Here is a 25035-nt window from a genome sequence, read left to right as displayed (position 1 = left end):
TTCCCGGGCTCTCCGGGGATCGACCATCAAACGCGGCTCGCGCTGGCATGGGTTGGGGGCCAGCGCGAGCCGTTCCAACGCCATGTGCCGGAGACAGGAATTCGGGGAATGCCGCAGCCCGGTGCATGGTTGAGGAAAGTGCACCAACGCACCACCGCCAGCCAAGGAGAGCCATGAGTTCATCTGCCACAGCAACCGACCCGCGGATCGCCCGATGGGAGCGGTTCCGTGAGGGCCGTAACTCAGCGCTTGCCACAGGGCATGGCTGGCTGACCCTGACCTCCTTCCAGTGGCTGGCCGAAGAACCGTCCGAGGTCGAGCTCGCGCCCGGGCTCTGGTCCACTGACGGAACAACAGCATTCCTGACTGCCAGCGCCGCAGACGGCCTCACATTGGTGGCCAGCGGTGACAAGGTGGACGGCACCATCAGCGCGGTCTTGGAAGACGAAGAATCCCTGATGTGGGTCCAGTACGGAGGCGCAGACGGCAAGCAGGTAGTGGTTGAGCTGGCCATGCGTGCCGACAAGTACGCCATCCGGACCCGGGATGACGCATCTCCGGTCCTGACAGAGTTCACGGGCGTGCCGACCTACGACTACAACCCTGACTGGGTGGTCACTGGCCGCTTCGAGCCGTATGAAGAACCCCAGGACGTCCCCATCGGAACGGCCAACCCCCTGGTGGACGGCGTACACCGTTCCGTGGGCGAGGTTGTTTTCCATGTCCCCGGCATCGGGCACGGGATCCGGCTCCATGCCGAGGCGGAGAAGCTCGGCGCGCTCAACGTCACGTTCCACGATGAAACCAATGGCGACACAACGGACGAGTGGCGCAAGGTCTTCATTCCCCGGCCCCGGCCTGACGGCTCGGTGGTGATCGATTTCAACCGTGCCATCAACTACCCCAGCGCCTTCACTCCATACGGCACCTGCCCCATGCCCGTCCGGGGAAATTCGATTGATGTCCGGGTGGAGGCCGGTGAGAAGGTCCCCCAGGCCTAGGCAGCCCCGGCTCCGGCCTGGGCCTAGGCGATAGCGGAAACGCCCGTCACGGCGCGGCCAACGATCAGCGAGTTGATTTCATAGGAGCCTTCGTAGGTGTAGATTGCCTCGGCGTCAGCGAAGATCTTGGCCATTCGGTAATCGGTGACGATCCCGTTCCCGCCCAGGATGGAACGCCCCCGCGCCACGGTTTCGCGCATCCGCGCACTGCAGTAGGCCTTCGCGAGCGCCACTTGGGCCATATCCGCACCACCGTGCCGGAGACCCTGCGCGTCAGTGAAGATATCCTCCTGCAATTGGGCTATGCGGACCATCATCCCCATGCTGGCCACCGCGTTACCGAGCATTTCCACCAGGTGCTGCTGGATGAGCTGGAACCTGGCCAGCGGCTTTCCAAACTGCAAGCGCTCGACGGCGTACTGCCGGGCGACGTCGAAGGCGGCCAACTGCTGGCCTACCGCCTGCCAGGCGACCATGATGCGGGAGCCGCGCAGAAGGTGGTTGGTGTCGGCAAAGCTGCTGATGCCTGAGAACCTGTCTGCCTCGGCCACTTCCACGTCCCTGAAGACGATGTCGGCGTTCTGCACGGTCCGGAGTGCGATTTTGTTCTCGATCCGGCTCCTGGTGATGCCGGGCAACGAAGCGTCCACGATGAATGCCCGCACGGCTCCGTCGGCTTCGTCCTTGGCCCATACCAGCATGTAATCGCAGAACGTCCCGTTGCCGATCCAGCGCTTGGCGCCGTTGAGCACCCAGTAGTCGCCGCCGTCGGACGCTGGGCGTGCCACGCGGCGGGCCGTGGTTTCCATGCCACCGGCGACGTCGGAACCGTGGTCCGGTTCGGTGAGCGCAAAGGCGCCTGTGGTGCGGAGGTTCGAGGCGTCGTCGAGGTAGCGGTCCTGCTGGGAGTCGCTGCCGAAGTCGTACAGGGACTCGACGAAGAGATCGTGGTGGACCATGAAGAAGGTGGCGATCGAGGTGTCGACGCGCGTCATCTCCGCGATGACCAGGCCGGCGAAAAGATGGGTATACCCCCGCTGGGCCGGCGCGCTGAGCCGCAGCGCGGCTAGTTTCGGCAGGATATGCTCCGGAAATTCCGCTTTCTCCCACCATTGCCCGGCGTACGGCGCGATCTCGGAGGCGAGAAACGCCCGGAGTTCGTTGAGTTTCCGCTGTTCCTGGACGCTCAGGAGCGACTCGAAGTCGAAGAAGTCCGCTGTGGGAAGATCCGCTGCTGACGCCTGGGTGCCACCTGAGGATCCCGCCGTTACCGGTGTGCCGCTGTAGTCGCCCATCATTTGATGCCCATCCGGATGGCCCCATCCAGGCGGATGGTTTCACCGTTCAACATGGCGTTTTCCACGATGTGCGCGGCCAGGTTGGCGTATTCGGCAGCCCGGCCCAGGCGTGCGGGGTGCGGGACCTGCTGGCCCAGCGAGTCCTGGGCCGCTTGGGGAAGTCCGGCCATCATGGGTGTTTCAAAGATGCCCGGGGCAATGGTGTCCACCCGGATCAGCGAGCGCGCCAGCTCGCGCGCCAGCGGCAGCGTCATGGCAGCCACCGCTCCCTTGGAGGCGGCGTAGGCGGGCTGACCGATCTGGCCTTCGAAGGCCGCCACGGATGCGGTGTTGATGATGACGCCGCGTTCGGGACCACCCAGCCCGGTGGTCACCGGTTCTGTTTCCACCATGGCAGCAGCTGCCAGCCGGATCACGTTGAACGTGCCGATGAGGTTTATTTGGATCACTTTGTTGAAGGTCTCCAAGGGCAGGACGCCGTCCCGGCCGAGGACCTTTCCCGGCGTTGCGATACCGGCGCAGTTGACCACGATGCGCAGCGGCCCCAGTGATGTCGCCGCGTCCACGGCGGCCTGGACCTGGGCCTCGTTGGTGACGTCCGCAGGAGCGAAGACCGCCTTGCCTCCGCTGCTCCCGGCGTTGAGTTCCGCCGCGTAGGCCTCGCCTGCGGACTGGGGCAGGTCCAGCAGGACTACTGATGCTCCGGCGTCGAACAGGCGCTTTGCGGTGGCAGCGCCCAAACCTGAAGCTCCTCCAGTGACCAGTGCCACCGTGCCGTTGATGTCCATCCATCCTCCTTGATGCAGAACCCAAATCCGTTAATGCATGTTAACTGGAATTGTGAGCCAGTGCACACCCGGTCCCCGGATAGGCTGTTCCCATGCCAGTGCACGATGCCCTCGACAACCAACCGCTCCCCACCCCGGATGATGCCGATTGGGCCGGCCGCGCCGACCAGGCAGCCCGTTCCGTGACCCGCAGCTTCGGGCGGCGGCTGCTCTTCCTGCCCGGCACGCACATCGGCGCCATCAGCATCCCGGGGAACACGCTCCGCAGCCTACTGGGCCCCTGGCACTACTGGTGGCAGGCGCACTATGTGGATTGCCTGGTGGACACGGGTCGCCGGGAGCTCGCCAGGAAAACAAGGTTCGACGGCGGCTCCCGCCCGAGCGCCGGAAGGCTCGCTTCCCGGCTGGTCACCACTATCCGGCTTAGGAACCTGTTCAGGTTCGAGAACCACTACTACGACGACATGGCATGGCTCGCCCTCTCAACGCTCAGGCTCGAAAGGCTCGCGGAGGAGACCCGGAAACCGGGGCGCCGACGCAACGCGTACGTCCAAAAACGGTTGACGCTGCAGTTCGATTCTGCGTCCACTGATGACCTGGGCGGCGGGACGTTCTGGAGTACCAAGAGGGACTTCAAGAACACTCCTGCTACCACACCCGTGGCCCTGTATTTCGCCCGGACCGGCCGCCGCGAGCGGGCACAGGCCCTGGTGGGATGGCTCAATTCCAGGCTGCTTCATCCCGAACGCGGCGTTTATCAGGACGGGATCCGGATCAGGAACGGTGAACCCGTCCTGGAGGAAGCCGTGTACACCTACAACCAAGGCCCGGTTCTTGGGGCGCTGCTGGAACTCGGCGGCCCGGACAACCTTGAACGGGCAGCGCAGCTGGTGGCGGCCGTTGACCGGGAGTTGACGGTTCCCGGCACCCGGGTGATCCGAGGCGATGGAACCGGCGACGGCGGCCTGTTCACCGGGATCCTGGTCCGCTACCTCGCTTTGGCGGGACGGGACGAACGGCTTCCCCTGGAGGCGCGCACGGTTGCCCGCGAACTGGTCCTCGCCACCGCCGGGGCCTTTTGGACAGGCCGCCGTGAAGCACCGGAATTGGTGCGCGGCACGCCGACAGGACACACTCCGTTGCTTTTCTCCCCCAACCCCCTGAGTCCGGCGACCGAGACCTATCCGGCGGGTGCCGCCGTCGAACTTTCCACCCAGCTGCAGGCCTGGATGACTTTCGAGGCCGCCGCCACGCTTTAGCCGGCGTGTTTCGGGGGTGTTCCCGGCTGTTTCTTTTGCGGATAAGGCGTTTCGTGGCGGGACAGCATCTCCACGAACCCGGCGATTTTGCGCGCCCGGGTATCGGCCCGTTTAACCAGGTTGGTGCGGTGGATCAGGGCGAAGCGGTTCTGGGACGTGAGGACGTCGAACATGGCCTGCGCTTCGGGCACTTCAGCGATGGCAGCGGCGAGGTCGTCCGGAACCACGGAGTCGGCAGGGCCGGCGTAGGCAGCCTCCCAGCGGCCGTCGGCTTTCGCAGCGTCGACGGCGGCGCGGCCGGCGTCGGTCATCCTGCCCTCGGCTTCGAGCCGGGCAATATGGCCCACATTCCGCGCGGACCAGATGCTGCGGCGACCCCGCGGGGTCATGCGCTGGAAGTAGCTTTCGGCGTCCCGGCTCCTGGACTGCCCGTCGATCCAACCGAAACACAGGGCCTCGTCCAGGGCGGCGTCGTAGTCCAGTTCCGTGACGTTGCCGCCCTTTTTGTGCAGGATCAACCACACGCCAGGGCTCTCTGCTGCGTGTTCAGCCAGCCAGGCGCGCCAGGCCGTGCCGTCTTTGACTACCAATTCCTCAAGCTCAATGGGCATGGTCCCATTCTGCTGGTGAAAGGGCGGGACCCGATACGGGCACGCGGAATAGGCTTGGAACGACGCCCAGAACCTGGAGGACCAATGTTGCGCGCACGCCCCATCCATTACACGTCCCGTCCGGAACAGTGGTCTGTACTCATGCGGGCCCTGGGTTTGGTGGTGACCGTCGAGGACGGTGACTGGTTGGAGTTCGACGCCGGTTCCGGGCGCGTGGCCCTGGGGCGTGTGGAGCACGGACACCCCCTGGATGGCAGCACGGTCTTCAGCGTCGAGGCAGGAGACCTGGAAGAGTTCGCGCGGCGTACCGACGACGACGGCACGCAAGCCGAAGTCCACCATGGCCCCGACGGGCCTGCCGTCCGGATCTCGTCGGACGACGGATTCGAGTTCTTCGCCTTCCCGGCCACGCGTGCCGCTGATGGCTCCTGGGCCACGTCCGCCGACGCTGATCCCGCCCTCACTGTCGTGGCGACCTGGGTCAGCCCGCTGGTGGCCCTGGCCGCCGTCGACCTCCGGAACATCGGCGCACGCCCACGCGCCGACGACGACGAATCGGCCTCCTTCACCACAAAGAACGGCGGCGTCCTGCGGGTAATCCACGACGCGGACAGCACCAACGGCGACCTCGCGTTCGAATACGACGGCGACCTGGAACCCTTGCTGGGACGGCTGAAGGCAGCGGACATCGAGGCGAGGATCAGCGAGGACGTCCTGTACGTGGCCAATCCGGATGCCGTGGGCGGTTCCGCGCCGGCGTCGATTGTGGTGGAGAAGGCCCCCGGCTCCCATCCGTAATACAGCCGAGAGCGTAACGGCCCCGGCAACCGGAATGCCTCCACGGAACTTCGGCCGGGGATGCGGTAGAACTTAACCATGAGCGTACGTACACCGGACCCGTATCCAGGCTGGCTTTCTGATGAGGACCTCTTCGAAGCCCGCGGCCGCCTCCCCATGGTCTACGTGGAGGCCGTCCCCGTCCGACTGGATCCGCTCGGATACGTGAACGAGGTTGGCACGCTCCTGCAAGGCGACGCCGATGGCAACATGGTGCGCTACCTCGTCTCCGGCCGCGTCCTTTACCGCGAAACCATCCGCGCGGCGCTTCTACGGCACATGGAAAAGGACCTCGGTCCCCTAGCCTTCCCGCAACTGCCCATCAGCCCGGTCCCCTTCACGGTGGCCGAATACTTCCCGGCGCCGTCCCAGACAGGCTTCACGGACGACCGCCAGCACGCCGTCTCCCTGGCCTATGTCATCCCGGTGACCGGAGAATGCGATCCGCGCCAGGACGCCCTGGAACTGACCTGGATGACGCCTCAGGAAGTGCTGAGCGAGAACGTCCAGCAGGAATTCGACGGCGGCCGGGGCAACCTCGTGCGGCAGGCTTTGGCATTCTCGGGCGTGATCCTCTAGCGGGTCCCGGCCCCGGCAGCAGCGCGTCTTTGTAGACTGGACGGCGGACCCCAAGAGAACCAAAGGACTTCCGATGACTCACAGCCCAGCCACACAGCAGTACAGAGAGAAGCAGGCTGGGGACCTGCGGCCCGGGGACTTTGTGTTCCCACCCGGTGACGGGCCGGCCCAGGAAATCGTCAGTATCGACGTCGAAAACGATGACTACGGCGTTGCCGCTTTGCTGCGCCTGGCAATGGACGACGGCGGCACGGTGCGGATCGCTGTCGGGTCCAGTGTTCCTGTGGGCGACGGGGCTCCGGCCGGCTCAGGCGCGGACGCCGGCGACGCCGGCACGGCCGACTCGCCCGGGCCCGACTCCGGCGCCGCTTCCGAAGCCGACGCCGAAGCCGACGCCGATGCTCCCGCCGGACCCGCCGTCGTCGTGCCTCCACGCCCGGAAACGCCGCCCGCCTACACGGGACCGAGTGCTGAAGAACTCGCGCTCATTCCCGAACCCGAAGGAACCCCGGAAGCTGTGGTGAGCGCCGCCGCGGCCAACCACAAGGGCAAAAACGGCGTGCAAGTGCTCGCAGACCGGCTCGCGAAGGGCATCAACACCAAATCCGGAAGCTGCCTCCGGGACCTCAGCAACCTCGCATTCGATCTGTGCATTGTGCTGCGCGATCCGGACCACGCTTTGGAGGTCGCGGACCTGCTGAACGTTCTGCCGTTCGATGGAAACCTGGACCGGTGGGCGTCGATCGAGCGTGCTTTGGCGTTGTCCAGTTTCATCTGCCGCGAGGCCGGCCAGCCTGAACGCGCCGCCGTCTACGAGAAGCTGCTCCGGGCACCGGAGTCCCAGGAAGAGGACCCGTTCAAGGCCCGGATCAACGCCAGGGTGCGGCAGCGCTCGCTCAACGAACCCAACCTTTATGACAAGGAAATCTTCCGCGCGATCGACAACGGCAACCACGAAGCCGAACGCGAATGGCGCTTCCTGCGCCTCGAAGCGCTGATGTTCCTGCGCGCACACGGCGGGTCCAAGACCATTGGCGAGGACGAGCTGGCCCGAAGGATCGCAAACGAACTGGAATCGGTCCGCGCCTAAGCCGTTTTCCGGGAAATTCAAGACCTGTTATGTGGGCGCCAACGGCGGTAGATTCGGGGCCATGACGAACAATCTGAGCGTTGTGGTTAATGCCGATGCGCAGCAGGTTTGGAACATGCTGCGCGAACCGTCGTTGGTTGCCCAATGGCACGGTTGGGAAGCCGACGATCTCGCCGACGAAATCAAGCAAATCTACTTCAACACGGACGTTGTGGAAGGACCCGATCACACCAGCCTCACCGTCAACGGCGGGGACATCTTTGAACTGCACCCTGTCTCCGGCGGCACGGAAGTAAGAATCACCAGGGTCGCCCTGGACCACGATTCCGAGTGGGCTGACTGGGACGAGGACATCACGCAGGGCTGGCTCACGTTCCTGCACCAGCTGCGCTTCGCCCTGGAACGGCACCCGCACGGGCACCGGCGGACGCACTTCGTCTCGCTGCCGGGCAAAGGCGGCCCCGCGATCGAGAAGCTGGGGCTCGGAGATTTGCCGCCCGTTGGGGAGGAGTACTCACTCACTCTCGCGACGGGTGAGAAGATCTCCGGCAAGGTCTGGTTCAAGAGCCGGCACCAGGTTGGCCTCACCGTCCACAGCTACGCCGAGCACGGGGATGGGCTTTTGATCGTCGCCGAGCAGCTGCCAATTCCGGAGAAAAGGCCCGACGGCGGCTCCATGGTGATTGCCTCCACGTACGATCTGGGGGCCCACACCTTGGCGGACATCCGGTCGTCGTGGGACAACTGGAAAGCTGAAAACTACGGGTCGTAGCCTTACCCGGGCAGGTTACCCACGGTAAAGCTGGCACACTTGGTAGCGTGCCAGCTTCAGTTCCTGCTCCTGCTTCTTCCCCTGCGCTGCCCGGTTTGTCCGACCGGCAATCCGAGTTCTCCTTCTCGGTGGGCACGCGCCTGACTGAGACGTGCTCGCCGTCGGACGCTCAAGTGGACGCCAACGGCGGCGCCTTCCTGGGCCGCACCGGGACCATCACCACGCCGCACGGGACCATCCAGACGCCCGCGTTCATCGCCGTCGGGACCAAAGCCACCGTCAAAGCGGTGCTGCCTGAGTCCATAGCCGAGCTCGGCGCCCAGGCCGTCCTTGCCAACGCCTACCACCTGTACCTGCAGCCCGGCCCCGAAATCCTCGACGCCGCCGGCGGGCTGGGCGCGTTCATGAACTGGTCCGGGCCCACCTTCACCGACTCCGGCGGATTCCAGGTGATGAGCCTGGGCTCGGGGTTCAAGAAGGTCATCGACATGAAGAACGTGGATTCTTCCGGCCCCGATGACGCCGTGGCTCCCGGCAAGGAGCGGCTGGCCCACATTGACGATGACGGCGTCTGGTTCAAGTCGCACCTGAACGGGGACCGGCACCGCTTCTCCCCCGAGATCTCCATGCAGGTCCAGCACCAGATCGGCGCGGACATCATGTTCGCCTTTGACGAGCTCACCACGCTGCAAAATTCGCGGGCGTACCAGGAAGAGTCACTGGAGCGGACCCGTTTGTGGGCGCTGCGGTGTTTGGAAGAGCACGCTTCACTGACCGCGTCCCGCGTGGGCAAACCGTACCAGGCACTGTTCGGCGTGATCCAGGGCGCCCAGTATGAGGATCTTCGCCGCAAGGCTTGCCAGGACCTCGGTGCCATGCCCTTCGACGGCTACGGAATCGGCGGTGCGCTGGAGAAGGAAAACCTGGGCACGATCGTCCGCTGGTGTAACGAGGAACTTCCGGAGGACAAGCCGCGGCATCTGCTGGGCATCTCCGAGCCAGACGACATCTTTACGGCCATCGAGAACGGCGCCGACACGTTCGACTGCGTCTCCCCCACCCGTGTGGCCCGGAACTCCGCGTTCTACACCCCGTTCGGGCGCTTCAACTTGTCGGGTGCCCGCTACAAGACGGACTTCGGCCCCCTGCAGGACGGCTGTGACTGCTACACGTGCGTGAATTACTCCCGCGCGTACATCCACCACCTGTTCAAGGCCAAGGAAATGATCTCGGCAACGCTGATCTCCATCCACAACGAGCGGTTCGTGGTGAAGATGGTGGACGATGCCCGCCTTGCCATCGAATCCGGGGACTTCTTTGAGTTCAAGGCCGAGACGCTGGGGCGCTACTACTCGTAGGCCGGGGTTGCGCTCGCTCCCGGCCCGGCCCGGTCCCGCTGGCGCGCTCCCGCTGGCGCGCCCGCCCCGAGATCGCGGGTCCGGCGCCAAATCGCTAGTCCGGTTCCAAATCGCTGGAGCTGAGCCGCGACCTCGCACAGCTCCCGCGTCGTCGGCATGACTACAGCGATCTCAAGCATTTTCCACATAGCGGCAGCAGGGGCTGTCTTGGGGCGGACGCGCAGCCAAGGCTGGTTACATGAGCCAGAAACTTATGCCGACCCTCCCCCAGCTGGGAACACTGTGGCGCACACAGCAACTCAACGAACTGGGACTTGGTTCACGCGCAATCGCCGGATTGGTCCGGAAGGGTGAGCTTCTCCGTGTACGCCGGGGATGCTACGTCCGAAAGGCGGCGTGGGACAAACAGCCCGTCGACGCCCGCGGTAAACAACTGATTCACGCGCATGCTCACGGAACGCTCGTCACGTCCAAAGGGGACTTCGTCTACAGCCATACTTCCGCGGCCCGCCTGCACGGCTTGTTCCTATGGAACGTGGACCAGCTGATCCATGTCATTCTTCCCACCAACCCCTCCAGCGGCCGGCTTGGCAAGGACGTCCGCGGCCACAGGCTGCGGTTGCCGGCCTCCCAGATCGTCACCGTGGAGTACCTACCCGTAACGGACCTGGAACGAACGGTGGTGGACTGTGCCATGACCCTGAGCTACCCGCAGGCCCTGATCATCATGGATCATGCGCTTCGGCTCGGAGCCGACAGGCTTCTCATGATGGCGTGCGCCGGTGCCTCAACGGGACGCCGAGGAGTCACGACCCTGCGGAGATGCTTGGCCAATGCTGACCCCGCCTCCGAATCCGCAGGTGAGACGCTGTGCCGTGATCTCCTCCAGCGGCTCAAGTTGCCGATGCCCGAGTCGCAGGTAGAGGTGCAAAGCCGGATCGGCAGCTACCGGATGGACTTTGCGTGGAAGAAGGAGAAGGTTGCCCTGGAGTTCGACGGAGAGGTGAAGTACTTCAAGTACGCCCGTACGGATCGGGTGATCTTTGAGGAACGACGCCGGGAGAAAGCACTCGTTGAGGACGGCTGGTTCTTTATCCGGGTGGAGTGGCGGGACCTGTTTCAGGAGCAGGAGTTCAAAGCGCGCGTCCTGAAAGCCCTCCGTCGGTGAGCTCAACGCCGGCCGCGAGGACCGCCGTCGTGCTGGTTCGCGAGATCGTTTGGACTGTGCGGGAAGCGGGATCTGTGCGAGGTCGCCGCTCGTGTCCGGCGATCTCGCGCAGCCCCAGCGTCCGCAGCGCTGTTCCGGCGAAGTCAGCTAACTCCGTAGCTCGGCTCGCGCTTCTTGATCCAGCCGACAACCAGCACGGTGACCGGCACGAACAGGAACTCCACGGCGGTCTTGTAGACGAAGCCCACCAGGACGTAGTTGACGAACGAGCCGGCGTCGGTGATGCCGATGACCGACGCCGCGATGCTGCAGAAAATCAGGGTGTCCACGAACTCGCCCACCACCGAGGAGCCCATGAGGCGGGCCCACAGGCTCTTCTCACCCGTGCGTGCCTTCATCTTCACAAGGATCCACGAGTTGATGGTCTGGCCGGCCAGGAACGCAAGCAGCGACGCGAGCACGATCTGCGGCACGGGACCGAGGGCGCCCTCGATGGCGGCCTGCTTGGCGGTTCCGTAGTCGTCGTTGAAGCCGGGAAGGATGATGATTACCCAGTAGCAGAGGGATGCGAACACCGAGAGGGCAAAGGAAGTGATGATGGCCTTGCGTGCCACTTTGAAGCCGTAGACCTCGCTCACGACATCGCCCAGGATGTAGGCCAGCGGGAACAGGAAGAACCCGCCATCGGTGATGATCGGCCCGAGCACCACACCCTTCGAGGCGCCGATATTGGACAGGATCAGCACCACGGCCATGACGGCAAGCATGATGCCGAAGTACGGTGATCCGATCGAGGCGAAGCGGGGTGCAGGCTTGCTCAGCGTGCTGGAGCCGGAGGGCGAGGGCATGGGTCATCCATTTCGTAGTGGTTCGCGCAGGCATCCTGTTCCGAGGAGCCCCGCTGTATTAGCACTGGGGTGGTGGGGCATGCAGCCGGCACCTCCACCATTCTCCCACCCCCTTCAACCAAACCCTCCCTCACACCCCACCCCCTTCAACCAACCCCCTCCCACACCCCCCACCCCCTTCAACCAACCCCCTCCCTCACACCCCACACCCCCTCCTCTTTTGAACACGTTCAAGAATGTGCCATACTCATTTCTGAACACGTTCAAAATTTCCGTCAGGAGCACTGCATGGCCGCGAAAAGTGAGCAGACCCGCCAACTGGTGGCCGACGTCGCGCTGAAGATGTTCCGCGAGGTCGGCTTTGAAAAAACCACCATGCGCGCCATCGCCCAGGAAGCCGGGGTGTCGGTCGGCAATGCGTACTACTACTTCGCGTCAAAGGATGAACTGGTCCAAGAGCTATACATCCAGGTACAGGATGAGCATGCAGTTGCCGCAGCGCAGGCACTCGAAAATGTCCAAGACCTCGCGGGCCGGCTCAAGGCGGTCCTCCACACCGGAATTGATGTCATGGCGCCGTATCACCAATTCGGTTCCGACTTCATCTCAACGGCCATCCGGCCGACGTCCCCTGTCAACCCGTTCGGCGAGGCGTCCACCGCCGCCCGCGACGCTTCGCTCGCGATCTTCCGTTCCGCCGTCGAGGGTTCCTCCCCCGCGGTCGCTAAGAAACTGCGCGCCGATCTGCCCGAATTGCTGTGGCTGGCATACATGGGCGTCGCGTTGTTCTGGGTTTACGACAAATCCGCGGGCCAACGCCGCACGCGAAAACTGATCGACGGTGCGGCACCGCTGGTGGCTCGTGGATTGTCGCTCGCGAAAATTCCCGGAGTGAGCAAGGTGTTTGACGACGTCCTGGGACTCGTCCGCAGCGTGAAGGAGGACTCGTGATGACCCGGACCGTGGTGATCGCGGGCGCGAGCGGCTTCATCGGCAGCTACTTCCGACGGCGGTTTGCTGATGACGGATGGCAGGTGCGGACGGTTGGACGCGGCCCTTCGTCTGACGCGCAATGGAACGACGACGGCGCCATCACCAAGGCGCTGGACGGCACGGAACTGCTGGTGAACCTCGCCGGACGATCCGTGAACTGCCGCTATGACGAGCGCCACCGTCAGGAAATCCTGGACTCCAGGGTTTTGACCACACGGGCATTGGGCCGGGCCGTTGCTGCATGTGACGAGCCGCCCAGGACCTGGATCAACTCAAGTACCGGCACCATTTATCGGCATGCCGAGGACCGTCCGCAGTCAGAGATCTCAGGCGAACTGGGCAGCGGGTTTTCCGTCGACGTTGCCCGGGCATGGGAAGACGAGTTGGCGTCGGCTGTTGTGCCGGAGACCCGGAAGATTCCGCTCAGGATTGCGATCGTGCTGGGTCCCGGCGGCGGGGTCATGACTCCTTTCCGGAACCTTGCGCGGCTGGGTTTGGGTGGGCACATGGGGCCCGGAAGGCAGAAGTTCAGCTGGATCCATGTGGAGGACCTGTTCCGGACAGTGTTGTTTCTCCACGAGCGGCCTGAGCTGACCGGTCCGGTCAACGCAGCGTCACCCTACCCGGTGGACAATCGGGAGCTGATGGCACTGGTTCGGCGGAGCCTTGGTATTGCGTTTGGCATCCCGACGCCGTCGTGGCTGCTCGAGGCTGGCTCTGTTCTCATTCGGACCCAGACCGAGCTGGTGCTGAAGAGCCGGTGGGTGGAGCCCCGGAAACTGCTCGACGCGGGGTTCGCATTTGAATACCCATCGTTGGCCGGTGCGCTTAACGAGATCGCCACGGGGCGCCCCAAACCCTCACTCACGTAACCACCCCATCCGCCCAACCCTCACTCACGTAACTATCCCATCCGCCCAACCCTCACTCACCAAACCGCCCCATCCGCCCAACCCTCACTCACCAAACCGCCCCATCCGCCCAACCCTCACTCACCAAACCGGGAGCAACTATGAACGATGACAGTTGGGCGGACGAGTCCGAGTACGGACTGGTGGCGCTTGGGTCGCGGAATAGCCGGCGATACGGATCGAAAGACCCGGTAGTGATCGGAGGCGGAGGCCTCGCTGTCGGCGTCGCGGTGGCGCATCTGACTTTCTGCCTGTTGCTTGCAGTCCAGTCACCGGGGGGCTGGGCCCTCGTCTTCTTCATATACAGCCTGATTCCAGTGTGGGCTATCGGTGTTACGGCCGGATCTCTGCTCGGCCTCGTCCTGCGACGCATCACCAACCAATGGATCCACGTGGCGGTCTTTTTCCTCGCCCCGTTGCTCGTCTGCGCGCCATTCGGCGGGCTCTCCCCGAACGGCGCGATCTTCTTTTCAATGTCCATAGCCATTGCAGCTGGCTTCGGACGGCTCGCAGTCTGGAAGCTCGTTCGCATCAATAGGCCCCTCCCGATCATGGACGGATGGATGTGAGCAAGCGTCCCCACCAAACCCTAGGGATGTGAGCAAGCGCCGGTTGTACCCGGAACGGGACCCCCTCCACCTCACCCCGAAACCTAAGGAAGTGTTAGGAAATCCCCTCCCACGTTGGTTGTGCCGTGCATCACCCATAGTTTGGAATACGTCCTCTTCACCCCAAGAGGGCCTTTCTTAGTCGACGAAGAGCCATGCGCAAGGACGCCATGAGCACGAGCTTCATGGACAGAACGAACTCATGCAAGACACGGCTGCCGCATGCGCAGCCGCCAGGAAGGTTCATTGATGAGCACCCAACAAGCTGCACCTCTGAGCGAAGCCGCCCAGACACGCAAGGCAGTGAGCAACATCCTCAAAGGCTCCGCGGGCAACCTCGTGGAGTGGTTCGACGTATACGTCTACACCGCTTTTGCGGCGTATTTCCAGTCGCACTTCTTCAACTCCTCGGACGATCTCCAAGCCGGCCTTGAAGCGATGGCCGTGTTCTCGACGTCGTTCCTCATGCGCCCGATCGGTAGCTGGTTCTTTGGTCGCTACGCCGACCGCAAGGGCCGTAAAGCCGCGCTTACTCTCAGTGTGACCATGATGTCCGCCGGCTCGTTCGCCATTGCGATCATGCCGACCCAGGACGTCATCGGTCTATGGGCCATGATCCTCCTGGTCTTCATCCGCATGGTCCAAGGCTTCTCGGTGGGCGGCGAGTACGGAACCAGCGCCACCTACATGTCCGAGGCTGCTACGGCCAAACGCCGCGGCTTCTTCTCCAGCTTCCAGTACGTGACGCTGATTGGCGGCCAGATGCTGGCACTCCTGGTGCTCGTGATCCTGCAGAACACCATGAGCAAGGAAGACCTGACCGCGTGGGGTTGGAGGATTCCGTTCGCGATTGGTGGCGTCGCTGCCCTGGTAGTGCTCTGGCTGCGACGCTCCATGGAAGAGACCCTCTCTGCCGATCAGCTGCGCGCTGCGCACATCAAGGTTGAAGGCGAAGCCCAGCCGGGCACCATGAAGCTCCTGTTCACCAAGCATTGGAAGCCGCTGCTGATCTGCATCGGCATCACGCTCGGCGGCACGGTTGCCTTCTACACCTACACCAACTTCATCCTGAAGTTCATGAACGATACGTCCGGTATAGCCAAGACGGACACCTCCGTGATCAACTTCTGGGCGCTGTTCATCTTCATGCTGCTCCAGCCCGTCTACGGCATGCTTTCGGACAAGATCGGCCGGAAGCCGCTGCTGATCTGGTTCGGTGTGACGGGCGTTCTGTTCACGTGGCCTTTGCTCTCGGCGCTGGCCGGGACCAAGGATCCGTTCGTGGCATTCCTGCTGATGTTCGGCGGCCTGTTGATGGTGGGTGGCTACACGTCCATCAATGCCTTGGTGAAGGCCGAACTCTTCCCGGCATCCATCCGTGCGCTCGGTGTGGGCCTCGGCTACGCGATCGCCAACTCGCTGTTCGGCGGTACGGTTCCGCTGATTGGTGCAGCTTTGCAGAAGTCGGACCAGGTGGACCTGTTCTTCACCTACGTCACGGCGGCCATCTTCATCTCGCTGCTGGTGTACATCTTCGCGCTGAAGAACAAGAAGCCGACGCACTTGGATGCGGAGCAGGGCCACGCGTTCAAGGCCCGGGCCGCTGCAGACGACGACGGCGACAAGAAGGATCGCGTCAACGCCTGACTTGGCTGCCTCTTGGGGCCCGCTCTGCACTCTTTGGATACTCCGAAGGGCGCAGAGCGGGCCTCACAACGTTAAGCTCTAGTAGCGAACCCAACCAGCGAACCCAACCAGCGAACCCAACCAACGAACCCGACCAACGAACCCACCAGCGATCCCCGCTCAGCGAACCCCGAAGGACTACACCGTGCATGTGCTCATCGTCGAGGATGACGACGCCATGGCCTCAGCCTTGAGCGCCGCCGTCGCCTCTGCCGGGCACAAGCACACCCGGGTTTCCCGCGGCGAGGACGCGCTCCTGGCCCACCGTCAGCACGAGGTCATCCTGCTCGATCTGGGCTTGCCGGACCTTGATGGCCTGGACGTCCTCAGGAAACTCCGCCAGGTCACGCAGATCCCCATCCTGATCCTGACGGCCCGCGATGACGAGCGGAGCGTGGTCCTTGGCCTTCGCTCGGGCGCCGACGATTATCTGGTGAAGCCCGTGAAACTCGTGGAATTGCTGGCCAGGATCGAGGCGGTGACGCGCCGGACCAACCGCGGCGGCCAGGCAGCACCACACACTATCGCCCTCGGTGAGCTGGAGGTGGACCTCGACCGCCGTGTGGCATCGGTCGGCGGCAAGCAACTGGCCCTCACCGCCACGGAGTTCGACCTCCTGGGCCTGCTGGTCAGGCATGCGGGCTCGGTGGTCACCCGGGAACAAATCCTGGACGCGCTCTGGGGCGACGCGTTTCTTGCGCACTCCCGGTCGTTGGATGTGCACCTGACCGGTCTCAGGTCCAAGCTCCAGCTGCCCGGCTTCATCATCAATGTCCGGGGCGTCGGCTACCGCGTCGAGCAGCCGTGAAACTCCGGGTCCTGGGCATCCTCAGCCTGCTGGTGGTGGTGATTGTGGTGACGGTGTCCAGCGTGATCCTGACGTCGGCCAGCCGGGAGCTCACGCAGGAGCTGCAGATCAACAGGGTCGCTGCCCTCAACCGCTTCGCCCAGCTGGCCAGTGACGCCCTGGAGGACAACAACACCACTCAGCTGCAGCGTGAAATGGACCGCTACGCCGAGCTTTACGGCGAAGGAATACTGATCCACATGCAAGGCCAGAGCATCCATTCCGGCGGCCTTCGCGACGATCAACCGGCGGTCATGGACGCGCTCGGCAGGGCAAGCCTGAACCTGAGCGACACAACGCTCAGTCCAATCCGCGCCTTCGGGACGGGCAACGAGATCATCTCAAGGTCCTTCGGCACGGCAAGCCAGGTTCTCGGTGAAGTTGTCATGGAGGTAAACCTCGACGCCGCCCGGCAGAAGCTACGGGAGCGGTGGCTCGTCGTCGTCGTTGCCGCCGTGGCGCTTGGCGCGCTGCTCCTGCTGGCCGCTGCCCGTATCACCGGCTGGGTTTTGCGCCCGGTCCAGCGCCTTAGCAAGGCCGTCCACGAGCTCGAAACCACCGGCGCGACCACCCAACTGCCTGAAGCCGGGCCGCCTGAGCTGCGCGAACTCAGCCGCTCCTTCACCACCATGGCCCAGGCCGTGAGCGAGAGCATGGAGTCGCAGCGGCGGCTCATCGCCGACACCTCGCACCAGCTCCGCAATCCGGTGGGGGCGTTGCGGTTGCGGATCGATCTGCTGCAGCTCGCCTTGCGATCGGAACCGGAAAAGGCCGCCGCTTCGGGCGTCGTCGCTGAACTTGAGCGCGTGGAGGAAATGCTCGACGGCGTGCTGAAGCTGGCCACTGCGGAACATCGCGCCTCTGCCGGGGCTGCCCGCGCGGACCAGGGAACGGGACACCAGCGCCTGACGGTCATCGACCCGTTTCCTGTCCTGCAAGGTGAGGCGGAACGGGCCACGCCCTCTGCACTTCAGGCAGGTGCCACGATCACGCTTCTCGAGCCGGGCCGGCCGATCACCATCGCCTGCAATCCGGAAGAACTCGCGCATATGGTGGGCGAGCTTCTGGCCAATGCCGTCAAATACGCCCCAGGTTCCCACATCACGGTGGCGACCGAACCCACCCCGGGTGGCACCGCCGTCGTGGTTTCCGACGACGGTCCCGGCCTCCCCGCCGATCAGCTCGCCGCGTCAACCACCCGGTTCTGGCGGGCGCCGCAGCACAGCAAGATCCCGGGCAATGGCCTGGGCATGACCATTGTGGAACGGTTGGCCGAAGCAAACGGAGCAAGGTTGGTGCTGGAAGCCCGCGTGCCGCACGGGTTGACGGCGCGCCTCGAGTTTGTGCACCCGCAGGGCGGTTCCGATGCCTGAAAGCCGCACATTGACGCGAAGGAATGCCATGAGGGCAGCTGTGTCGTTCGGCCTGCTGGCGTCAACGGCTGGCTGCTCCGCGGAGGAACGGCCGCAGGAACTCACGGTGGCCGGTGGCGAATCGGGCGGCTTCTACCTTGAGTTCGCCACCCTCCTGGCGGACCTGCTGCAACGGGAACGGATCGCCGACAAGGCGCGGGCACTGACCACCGGCGGGAGCCTTGAGAACATCCAACGGGTGCTGTCCGGCGAGGCGACCTTCGCCGTCGCCCTCGCCGATGCGGCAGCCCAACCCGCCGCGAACAGCCACAGCGAAGGACGCCTGAGGGCTTTGGGGAAGGTCTATCAGAACTACGTGCACTGCATTGTGCGGGAGGACAGTTCGATCCGGTCTTTCGCGGATCTCGCCGGCAAGACCGCGGGGGTGGGCGAAGTCGGTTCGGGGACCACCCTCACCGCCGGAAGGATCATCGCCGCAGCGGGGCTGGCACCGCAGTCCGCCACGCCGGACCGGTCCTTGAAACAGGTCAACCTTGGCTTGAACCAGGCGATCGCGGCCCTTGCCGGTGGTTCGATCGACGTCATGATCCAGTCCGGAGGGGTCCCGACGGCGCCGATCGCCGCGGCTGCGCAGGACCTTCGCGTGCGGCTTCTTGATCTCTCCGAACTGATTCCGGCAACGCGAGCACAGTCAGGCTTCTTCTACGACCGGGTCCTCATCCCCGCCAACAGTTACGGGGACGCGCCCGCCGTCTGGACGGTGGGGGTCGCCAACCTTCTCCTGTGCCGGAGCGATCTTGCCGACCACGTTGTCCGGCAGACCGTCGAACTCCTGGTGGAGCAGGCCCAGGACCTGGTTCCCAAGTCCAGCGCAGGGGTCCAGTTCCTCAGTCCCGAAACGCTGATCAACACTGCCGGAGTGCCGCTGCATCCAGCCGCTGAGGCCGCTTACCGGGCGTTGCACGGCTAGCCCCGTTTAGGAGTCAAACCGGAGCAACTGCCAAAATGAAGTCATGACTTCTGCCGTTGCCCCTGCCATTGCCCTGACCATCGCCGGCTCCGAAGCGACCGGTGGCGCCGGCGCCCAGGCCGACCTCAAGACCTTCCAGGAACTCGGAGTGTTCGGCATCGCGAACCTCACGTGCATCGTTTCCTTCAACCCGCAGGACAACTGGAACCACCGCTTCGTGCCGGTGGACCAGCAGGTCATCGCGGACCAACTGGAAGCCACGACGGCGGCATACGGCGCCGCTTCCGGCGCACCGTCGGTTCTGGATACCGTGAAGATCGGCATGCTTGGAAGCCCGGCAACCATCAGCACGGTGGAGAAGGCTTTGACGGACGGCTCGTTCAAGCACGTGGTGCTGGATCCGGTGTTGATCTGCAAGGGCCAGGAACCGGGCCACGCGCTGGACACCGACCAGGCTTTGAAGGCACAAATCCTGCCGCTGGCTACCTTCGTGACGCCGAACCATTTTGAAGCCGAGTCGCTGTCCGGGCTCACCATCACGGACGAAGAATCGCTGAAGGCTGCTGCCATCCGCATCCACGAAATCAGCGGCGCGGCAGTCCTCGCCAAAGGCGGGGTGCGGCTGGAAGGCCCGGACGCCGTCGACGTCTACTACGACGGCGACACGCTGGAAGTCCTGCGGGCCCCGAAGGTGGGCGAGGTTGCCGTGTCGGGCGCCGGTTGCTCGCTTGCCGCTGCTGTGACCGCGGAGTTGGCAAAGGGCGCAACCCCGGTGGAAGCAGCCCGCACGGCCAAAGCTTTCGTGACGGCGGGTATCAAGAACCGCGTGGCCTCGGGGGCGCCGTTTGATGCCCTGTGGCAGGGTGGCGCGCTGAGCTAGCGCCTCCTGCGTGCGAGAGGCTAGCGCCTGCGTACGAAAGCCAAGCGCCTGCGCGCGAAAGAGCCGCCCTGGAAAGCCTTCCGGGGCGGCTCTTCTTTTGCAGGCGCTTAGCGCGAGACTTTGCCCATGAGCGAGGCAATAGGTCGCAGGAACAGTGGCCTGGCAAGGAACCAAGCGGCCGCCGTGAACACGATCGATGCTGCGAAGATGGCGAATCCCCACCAGCTGTAATCGTTGTTCGAGGCGTACATGTGGTTGAGGTTGTTCAACGCACCGGTGGCCAGCACCAGGGTTACGTGGACGATGACGAAGGCTACGAAGTAGATCATCACCGGGAAGTGGATCTTGCGGGCCAGTTCGATCGGGTAGAACTTGTTGATCGCGGCTTTCTTGGGCCATGCCCCAGACATCCGGATGCCCGTAATGATGGCCAGCGGGGCGGCGATAAAGACGGTGATGAAGTACGTCAGCAGCTGGAGGCTGTTGTAGTTGTTCCAGCCGTTTTCCACCGGCCAGTTCAGGGAGGCGTACTGCAGGCCGGCCGAGACGGCGTTCGGGAAGACGTCCCAGTTGGTGGGAACAATCCTCAACCATTGGCCGGTGGCGAAGAGGAGCACGATGAAGATGATGCCGTTCAAAACCCAGAGGGCGTCCAGCGTCAGGTGGAACCAAAGGTCCAGACTGATTTTGGCGGGTGGGTTCTTTGTCTTGATGAGGCCCTTGTTGTTCCGGGTCCAGTACGCCGGCGGGCGAGTGGTGGTGCGCACCTGCCAGCCAGAACGGATGATCAAAACGATGAAGAACATATTGAGGAAGTGCTGCCAGCCAAGCCAGGCCGGGAACCCCGTGGGCGTGCCGTCGGGGATTGCGGAATGGCCGGGGTAGTCCGTCAGGAACTGCTGGACCGGCTGAAGGGTCCGAAGCCATTGCGCAACGAGCACGAGGATCAGTGCCACCACCAAAGCTCCTGCGGTGACGACGACGGGCTTGAACCACCTGTTCGACGTGATCCCGGACGACTTGCTTGAAACGGACATCAGGCCGCGTTCCTCTCTGGCTTGGTTGGCTGCGACCAGTTGGCGCTATATAGCGATTCAACCAGTTGCAGCCCGACGGTGAAAACGGCACCCGGGTTTCGGGGCGTCCGACGTCAAAAATCGCAGCATTCGGATACATGCCGCAATATGTATTTCTAGAACAGACTTCCAGAATTATTTCCTTTCACTCACTGGTCCGTCAAGGTTCGCTGTTCGCTATGTGGATTATTCCGGGGGTAGGATTCCAGAAAATAGGCAGTAGACACACCGGTCTTCGTTCTGACTGAGGGAGGAGCCCCACCATGGTCCGCAAGACCTCCGAAGTTGCCAGCAACGCGGGCTCCTGGCAATGGACCCGGACAGCGGCTACGCAGCGCACCTTGCTGGACGCGGCGGCCGGGGTATTCGTGGAACATGGATTCACCAATGCCAGCATCTCGGACATTGTTTCCCGCGCAGGATCGAGCGTAGGCAGCCTCTACCACCACTTCGGCGGCAAGACCGAGCTGTTCCTTGCCCTGTGGAACGACTACCAGAATGAACATGAGCGACTGGTGGCTTCCGCAGTGGCCAAGGCACGCAAGGCAGGCGAGACAGACCCGCTGGCACTGTTCAACGTGGGCAGCCGCAGCTACTTCGACTACACCTGGAAGCACCGGGAACTGGAGAGGGTGTTCATTGAGGGCGACACTCCCCCGGGCTTCGAGGTTTTGCGGCGCGAGCGCGGACGCGAATGGGTCCGGCAGAACTCGGTCCTGCTTGGCGCCAGCGACGACACCCTCGGTCGATTGACGGTAGCGGTGATCACGGACATCGTGACTGTTTCGGGGCAGGAAGTGGCGTTGAGTGCCACCAAGCGCGAGGCGGACGAGGTTGTGGGTGCGGCGGCCGAGCTGGTGGGCCGCTTGGTCCGCTGAGGCTCGGCCCTTAGTTGCCGTGAACGGCTTCCTCGGCAGCTCGCCTCGACCTGGTGATGGCCAATCCGACGACGCTACCTGCGGCGGCGAGGAAGCAGACCAGAACCAGCAGCGGTCCCGTCATCCCCGGGAAGAGCGGGCTACCACCCGTCAGGAAAATCGAGGCCAACAAACCCACCATCGACAGGCCGAATACGAGCGCCAGTGCTCTCTGCCGGCGGCTTTGCCTCATCAACAGTGACTCGCTTGTAGTGGCCATAAGTGGAGTCTATCCGGCTTCTCCACGGGTAGCTGCTCTGGGGGTTGTTGACGTCAATGTACAGCGACAGAGGGAGGCTTCTCCCTGGATTCCTCGCCCCCCGCAGCCAACTGGAGTGCAGTGCGAGTAGACAAGCAGTCGCTTCGGTGAGTCGTGAGAACATCATTGAGTGACCGACAGTACTTCGCTTGAACTGCCGCCCCTGTACGAGTCCCTGACCTGGCTTACCCCGCTCTCTGAAGAACGTGCTGCACACCTTGTGGCGTTCCTGACCGACCCGGCGCCGGCTGAGGTTCTGGACATGGGGTGCGGATGGGGTGAACTGCTCCTTCGGGTCTTGGACTCGGCCCCGCAGGCTCGTGGACGCGGAGTGGACAGTGCTTCCGTGTTCATCAACCGGGCCAGGCAACAAGCCTTGGCTCGTGCACTGCTTGAGAGAGTGACTTTTGATTCAGTGCCCGGGCTGGAAGCCCAGGATCGCCCCGCAGACGCGGTCATCTGCATCGGTGCGAGCCAGATCTGGGGACCGCCGGTAGAGAACGCGCAGCCGCTTGACTACGCCGCAGCCCTGCGGGCCCTTCGGGCTTTGGTGCTGCCCGGCGGAAGGCTCGTCTATGGCGAGGCAATCTGGTCAGCAGCACCTCATCCCGCCGCCACCGCACCACTCGCTGGGCGTGATGACGAGTACCTGACAGAACATGCGCTACGCGATCAGATTAGCGCTGCTGGTTTCGAGATAGTGGACCACGACCAGGCAAGCGTTCAGGAGTGGGACGTCTTTGAGGCCGGGTATCGCGACAGGTTCACCCGCTGGCTGGAAGCACATGATGCCGACCACCCCGCGGCAGAGCACGTCCGCGCGAGACATGAGGAACAGCGCGCTGCATATGAAGAAGGCTACCGGGGCGTACTCGGGATGGCGTATTTCTGCTTACGGGGTTAGAAGTCCAGCAGACTGCCGAGCAAGTCCATGCGTTCTGTGGCGGGAAGATCATCGACCGGATCTTGCCCAATCATCGACAACAGGGTCTTCAGGGTGCCCGTATGCCGACCGCCTTGCGGGCTGCATCAGATGACCCAACGCCTTGGTACCTTTACGGTGTCATGAGTGTTTCAAAAAGGCTCCAGCAAGCAGCCGATAGGTTCTTAAGCGGCGACGGGTCCATCTCTACCGCTCAGGCGTTGGAAGGCGTTCTTATCGAGGAGTACCTCGGCGAAGACCGGGCGGAAGAGTTGCTGTACGTTCGTCGTTTGGTTCTTTCAACATTGGAAGATCTAGCCTGAGAAAAATTCATCTCGGCTGGCTGTGCCGCGCCGCAAGGGATCCTTTACCGGACGTCATTCGAGGTCAGGACTCGTTCCAAATCATTGCCGCGAACCAGTCAGCCGTCATTGACCGCATTTCGACGTCTCCGTCTGGTTCGGTGACACATAAAAGGGCGCGGGCCGTCCTACCTTCCTGGGTCTCTAGATCGGTCCTCCCCGGGAATGAGTGTACGTAATCCCAAGTTCTTGACTTTGCTGACTCTAAATCCTCGGTGTTGAGGGGGCGGTCACCGCTCCAATAAGCTTCAGCAGTCTCCAGAGAGGACTGGATCTCCGACGGAATGGGCAGAACTGACAGATGCTTAAGCAGCACCTTCATCAAGCTATGCCATTCATCTATGCCTTCCGCAATTGATGTCGCTTCAGCAGCTGCTAGAAGCTCATCGCTTTTCAATATCGCACTCCAAACTGGTTGCGGAAATCGCTACATCCGGCTGGGTCGATTGCCGCTTCGATGGAACGCCTTTCCCCGATCCGAACTCAAACGCATCTGATGGCGGTCCAAGCTATCGAGTAGATTCGTGCCGAAGTGACCGACGCGCCGTTAGCCAGTAGAGCCGGCACCGTCGAGCGCACTGCCGCGCAACTTGGGACCGTTGCGTAAGCCCATCTTTGATCGGACAGCCGGGACCGGGAGCAGAGGCCGTCGTTCCGTGATCGTTGCATGCCCTGAATTGTGCGAGCACTGAACGCAATCTCAGATTGGAGCCTCTCCCCACCAAGGCTCAGTGACTACGACGTTGTAGCCAGTTCCCAGCAGAAGGCGAACCTGGCGCAGAAGGCGTACTCCCTCCGCAACCCAGCCAGCGTCGCCTGGGCCCGAAAGTGGGACTTTGTCTTCTTCGAACTGAGAATTCCAAGACATGAGCTGCTCGGAGAGCTCGCGAGGGAGCCCCAGAGATCGCAGATCCACAGGTTTTCCTTGCTCCCACAGTGGGCCTGGGCCATAGTCCGGCCAAAATTCTATTTGGATCACTGTCTGATTATCGCCCCTAGCGAATGTCTGCAGTGGCTCCCTGAAGGCAACACTACCCTTAGCGCCGCCCCGGTGAAGGATCCTTTAGCGGACACGAAAAACCTCACCAAGGTCTGCGACGATGGTCACATGTTTGTATGGCTTACGGACTGGCAAATTGCGGAAGATCACCTGTTCATTAGGGTGGGTGACACGGTGGATTGGACAGTGTATCCGGCCGACCGGGATTGGGTTTCTCGATTGTTCGGTCATCGTCTGGTCATCGACTGGCAGTTCGATTCGTATGGCGATGCGGTGGACCTGCCTTCGCGTCGGGTATCGGGCAAGGTAGCCGAGCTTTGCAGCGTGCGCTGTCGTCAGACCCGGGCACGCGAAGGCCTCGTACCCGTGACTGGCGAGGCAACCCTGCAGCCGGTAGCCGACACATCCGGTTCATGGGTGCGCGATACTGCACATGACGAAAGCCCCGCCAACACCGGCCCAGGCCAGACAGTGAATACGTTTTCGCAAATGAGTGCCTTTGACGACGTCGAGGCCGACTATCTCTACGGCTATGTCCTATCACTTGCAGACTACGACGAAGAGAATAGCGCCGTCGTAACGCCGAGACAGTGACATGCAGCAGTTCCGAATGGTGCACCGG

General features: G+C 63.3%; 27 protein-coding genes. 20 read left to right on the top strand and 7 right to left on the bottom strand.

The genetic code is table 11. From position 1 onward, the window contains the following. Window positions 1-173 precede the first annotated feature (173 nt). On the top strand, window positions 174-1001 hold the full coding sequence (locus tag PV760_RS12340) for a DUF1684 domain-containing protein (RefSeq protein WP_018778010.1): 828 nt from the start codon (window positions 174-176) through the stop codon (window positions 999-1001). Between the two features lie 23 nt (window positions 1002-1024). Here the strand turns inward: PV760_RS12340 and PV760_RS12335 are convergent, their stop codons facing one another. Beyond that, window positions 1025-2296: an acyl-CoA dehydrogenase family protein gene (locus PV760_RS12335; protein WP_020608528.1), complete on the bottom strand. Its 1272-nt coding sequence runs from the start codon at window positions 2294-2296 to the stop codon at window positions 1025-1027. Beyond that, the gene (locus tag PV760_RS12330) at window positions 2296-3087 is read right to left on the bottom strand and encodes an SDR family NAD(P)-dependent oxidoreductase (protein WP_039239682.1); all 792 of its coding nucleotides are present in this window, start codon (window positions 3085-3087) and stop codon (window positions 2296-2298) included. The genes PV760_RS12335 and PV760_RS12330 overlap by 1 nt, the downstream gene beginning before the upstream one ends. Before the next feature lie 92 nt (window positions 3088-3179). On the opposite strand from PV760_RS12330, the gene PV760_RS12325 reads away from it, so the two are divergent. Continuing rightward, the gene (locus PV760_RS12325) at window positions 3180-4346 is read left to right on the top strand and encodes a glycoside hydrolase family 76 protein (RefSeq protein ID WP_354627863.1); all 1167 of its coding nucleotides are present in this window, start codon (window positions 3180-3182) and stop codon (window positions 4344-4346) included. Here the strand turns inward: PV760_RS12325 and PV760_RS12320 are convergent. Beyond that, the gene (locus tag PV760_RS12320; protein ID WP_354627862.1) at window positions 4343-4957 is read right to left on the bottom strand and encodes a YdeI/OmpD-associated family protein; all 615 of its coding nucleotides are present in this window, start codon (window positions 4955-4957) and stop codon (window positions 4343-4345) included. The genes PV760_RS12325 and PV760_RS12320 overlap by 4 nt on opposite strands. A gap of 84 nt (window positions 4958-5041) precedes the next feature. On the opposite strand from PV760_RS12320, the gene PV760_RS12315 reads away from it, so the two are divergent. The 6 genes from PV760_RS12315 to PV760_RS12290 all read left to right on the top strand — a co-directional run bounded on the left by PV760_RS12315 (window position 5042) and on the right by PV760_RS12290 (window position 10761). After that, entirely contained in the window at window positions 5042-5755 is a 714-nt protein-coding gene (locus PV760_RS12315; protein ID WP_354627861.1) for a hypothetical protein, read from the top strand. 78 nt (window positions 5756-5833) lie between these two features. Continuing rightward, a complete protein-coding gene (locus PV760_RS12310; RefSeq protein WP_018778016.1) occupies window positions 5834-6373 on the top strand; it encodes an NUDIX hydrolase family protein in 540 nt (179 codons plus the stop codon). A 73-nt stretch (window positions 6374-6446) separates the two neighbouring features. Beyond that, the gene (locus PV760_RS12305; protein WP_354627860.1) at window positions 6447-7463 is read left to right on the top strand and encodes a DUF6707 family protein; all 1017 of its coding nucleotides are present in this window, start codon (window positions 6447-6449) and stop codon (window positions 7461-7463) included. A 61-nt stretch (window positions 7464-7524) separates the two neighbouring features. Continuing rightward, window positions 7525-8235, top strand: coding sequence for an SRPBCC family protein (locus PV760_RS12300; RefSeq protein WP_055976891.1), 711 nt, complete (start codon window positions 7525-7527; stop codon window positions 8233-8235). A 47-nt stretch (window positions 8236-8282) separates the two neighbouring features. Then, a complete protein-coding gene (gene tgt / locus PV760_RS12295) occupies window positions 8283-9593 on the top strand; it encodes a tRNA guanosine(34) transglycosylase Tgt (protein ID WP_039239673.1) in 1311 nt (436 codons plus the stop codon). A 238-nt stretch (window positions 9594-9831) separates the two neighbouring features. Continuing rightward, the gene (locus tag PV760_RS12290; RefSeq protein ID WP_354627859.1) at window positions 9832-10761 is read left to right on the top strand and encodes a type IV toxin-antitoxin system AbiEi family antitoxin domain-containing protein; all 930 of its coding nucleotides are present in this window, start codon (window positions 9832-9834) and stop codon (window positions 10759-10761) included. Between the two features lie 143 nt (window positions 10762-10904). Here PV760_RS12290 and PV760_RS12285 read toward each other — a convergent pair whose 3' ends face one another. Beyond that, the gene (locus PV760_RS12285) at window positions 10905-11609 is read right to left on the bottom strand and encodes a queuosine precursor transporter (RefSeq protein ID WP_354627858.1); all 705 of its coding nucleotides are present in this window, start codon (window positions 11607-11609) and stop codon (window positions 10905-10907) included. 288 nt (window positions 11610-11897) lie between these two features. On the opposite strand from PV760_RS12285, the gene PV760_RS12280 reads away from it, so the two are divergent. From PV760_RS12280 to PV760_RS12245, 8 genes are all read left to right on the top strand, one after another. Next, window positions 11898-12560 (top strand): TetR/AcrR family transcriptional regulator, encoded by a 663-nt coding sequence (locus PV760_RS12280; RefSeq protein WP_018778022.1) that lies wholly within the window; start codon window positions 11898-11900, stop codon window positions 12558-12560. Then, on the top strand, window positions 12560-13474 hold the full coding sequence (locus PV760_RS12275; protein ID WP_502921440.1) for a TIGR01777 family oxidoreductase: 915 nt from the start codon (window positions 12560-12562) through the stop codon (window positions 13472-13474). Before PV760_RS12280 ends, PV760_RS12275 begins: the two co-directional genes overlap by 1 nt. A gap of 140 nt (window positions 13475-13614) precedes the next feature. Next, entirely contained in the window at window positions 13615-14082 is a 468-nt protein-coding gene (locus PV760_RS12270; RefSeq protein ID WP_354627856.1) for a hypothetical protein, read from the top strand. Between the two features lie 288 nt (window positions 14083-14370). Continuing rightward, window positions 14371-15768, top strand: a complete 1398-nt coding sequence (locus PV760_RS12265) for an MFS transporter (protein ID WP_354627855.1) — start codon at window positions 14371-14373, stop codon at window positions 15766-15768. 184 nt (window positions 15769-15952) lie between these two features. Continuing rightward, window positions 15953-16615: a response regulator transcription factor gene (locus tag PV760_RS12260; RefSeq protein WP_018778026.1), complete on the top strand. Its 663-nt coding sequence runs from the start codon at window positions 15953-15955 to the stop codon at window positions 16613-16615. Then, a complete protein-coding gene (locus PV760_RS12255; RefSeq protein ID WP_354627854.1) occupies window positions 16612-18027 on the top strand; it encodes a sensor histidine kinase in 1416 nt (471 codons plus the stop codon). Before PV760_RS12260 ends, PV760_RS12255 begins: the two co-directional genes overlap by 4 nt. Window positions 18028-18055: 28 nt before the next feature. Beyond that, the gene (locus PV760_RS12250; RefSeq protein ID WP_354627853.1) at window positions 18056-18997 is read left to right on the top strand and encodes a TAXI family TRAP transporter solute-binding subunit; all 942 of its coding nucleotides are present in this window, start codon (window positions 18056-18058) and stop codon (window positions 18995-18997) included. Window positions 18998-19040: 43 nt separating this feature from the next. Then, complete coding sequence (locus PV760_RS12245) at window positions 19041-19877, top strand: hydroxymethylpyrimidine/phosphomethylpyrimidine kinase (protein WP_018778029.1); 837 nt, start codon at window positions 19041-19043, stop codon at window positions 19875-19877. A gap of 107 nt (window positions 19878-19984) precedes the next feature. On the opposite strand, the gene PV760_RS12240 is transcribed toward PV760_RS12245, so the two are convergent. Continuing rightward, entirely contained in the window at window positions 19985-20914 is a 930-nt protein-coding gene (locus PV760_RS12240; RefSeq protein WP_055976913.1) for a cytochrome b/b6 domain-containing protein, read from the bottom strand. 302 nt (window positions 20915-21216) lie between these two features. Between PV760_RS12240 and PV760_RS12235 the strand changes: the two genes are divergently transcribed. Beyond that, window positions 21217-21831 (top strand): TetR/AcrR family transcriptional regulator, encoded by a 615-nt coding sequence (locus tag PV760_RS12235; protein WP_354627852.1) that lies wholly within the window; start codon window positions 21217-21219, stop codon window positions 21829-21831. 10 nt (window positions 21832-21841) lie between these two features. Here the strand turns inward: PV760_RS12235 and PV760_RS12230 are convergent, their stop codons facing one another. Further along, window positions 21842-22090 carry a hypothetical protein gene (locus tag PV760_RS12230; protein WP_354627851.1) on the bottom strand — a complete coding sequence of 83 codons (249 nt, stop codon included), beginning with the start codon at window positions 22088-22090 and terminating at the stop codon, window positions 21842-21844. A 169-nt stretch (window positions 22091-22259) separates the two neighbouring features. Between PV760_RS12230 and PV760_RS12225 the strand changes: the two genes are divergently transcribed. Then, complete coding sequence (locus PV760_RS12225) at window positions 22260-23033, top strand: SAM-dependent methyltransferase (protein ID WP_354627850.1); 774 nt, start codon at window positions 22260-22262, stop codon at window positions 23031-23033. A gap of 101 nt (window positions 23034-23134) precedes the next feature. Further along, window positions 23135-23374: a hypothetical protein gene (locus tag PV760_RS12220; protein ID WP_079581584.1), complete on the top strand. Its 240-nt coding sequence runs from the start codon at window positions 23135-23137 to the stop codon at window positions 23372-23374. 739 nt (window positions 23375-24113) lie between these two features. On the opposite strand, the gene PV760_RS21480 is transcribed toward PV760_RS12220, so the two are convergent. Continuing rightward, complete coding sequence (locus PV760_RS21480; RefSeq protein ID WP_502921438.1) at window positions 24114-24392, bottom strand: immunity protein CdiI family protein; 279 nt, start codon at window positions 24390-24392, stop codon at window positions 24114-24116. A 72-nt stretch (window positions 24393-24464) separates the two neighbouring features. Here PV760_RS21480 and PV760_RS12215 point away from each other — a divergent pair, with 72 nt between their 5' ends. Then, a complete protein-coding gene (locus PV760_RS12215) occupies window positions 24465-25007 on the top strand; it encodes a DUF6578 domain-containing protein (RefSeq protein WP_354627849.1) in 543 nt (180 codons plus the stop codon). The last annotated feature ends 28 nt before the right edge of the window (window positions 25008-25035 follow it).

The organism is Paenarthrobacter sp. CC6 (assembly GCF_040560085.1).
Classification (GTDB): Bacteria; Actinomycetota; Actinomycetes; order Actinomycetales; family Micrococcaceae; genus Arthrobacter; species Arthrobacter nicotinovorans.
This window is presented reverse-complemented; position numbering and strand designations above follow the sequence as displayed.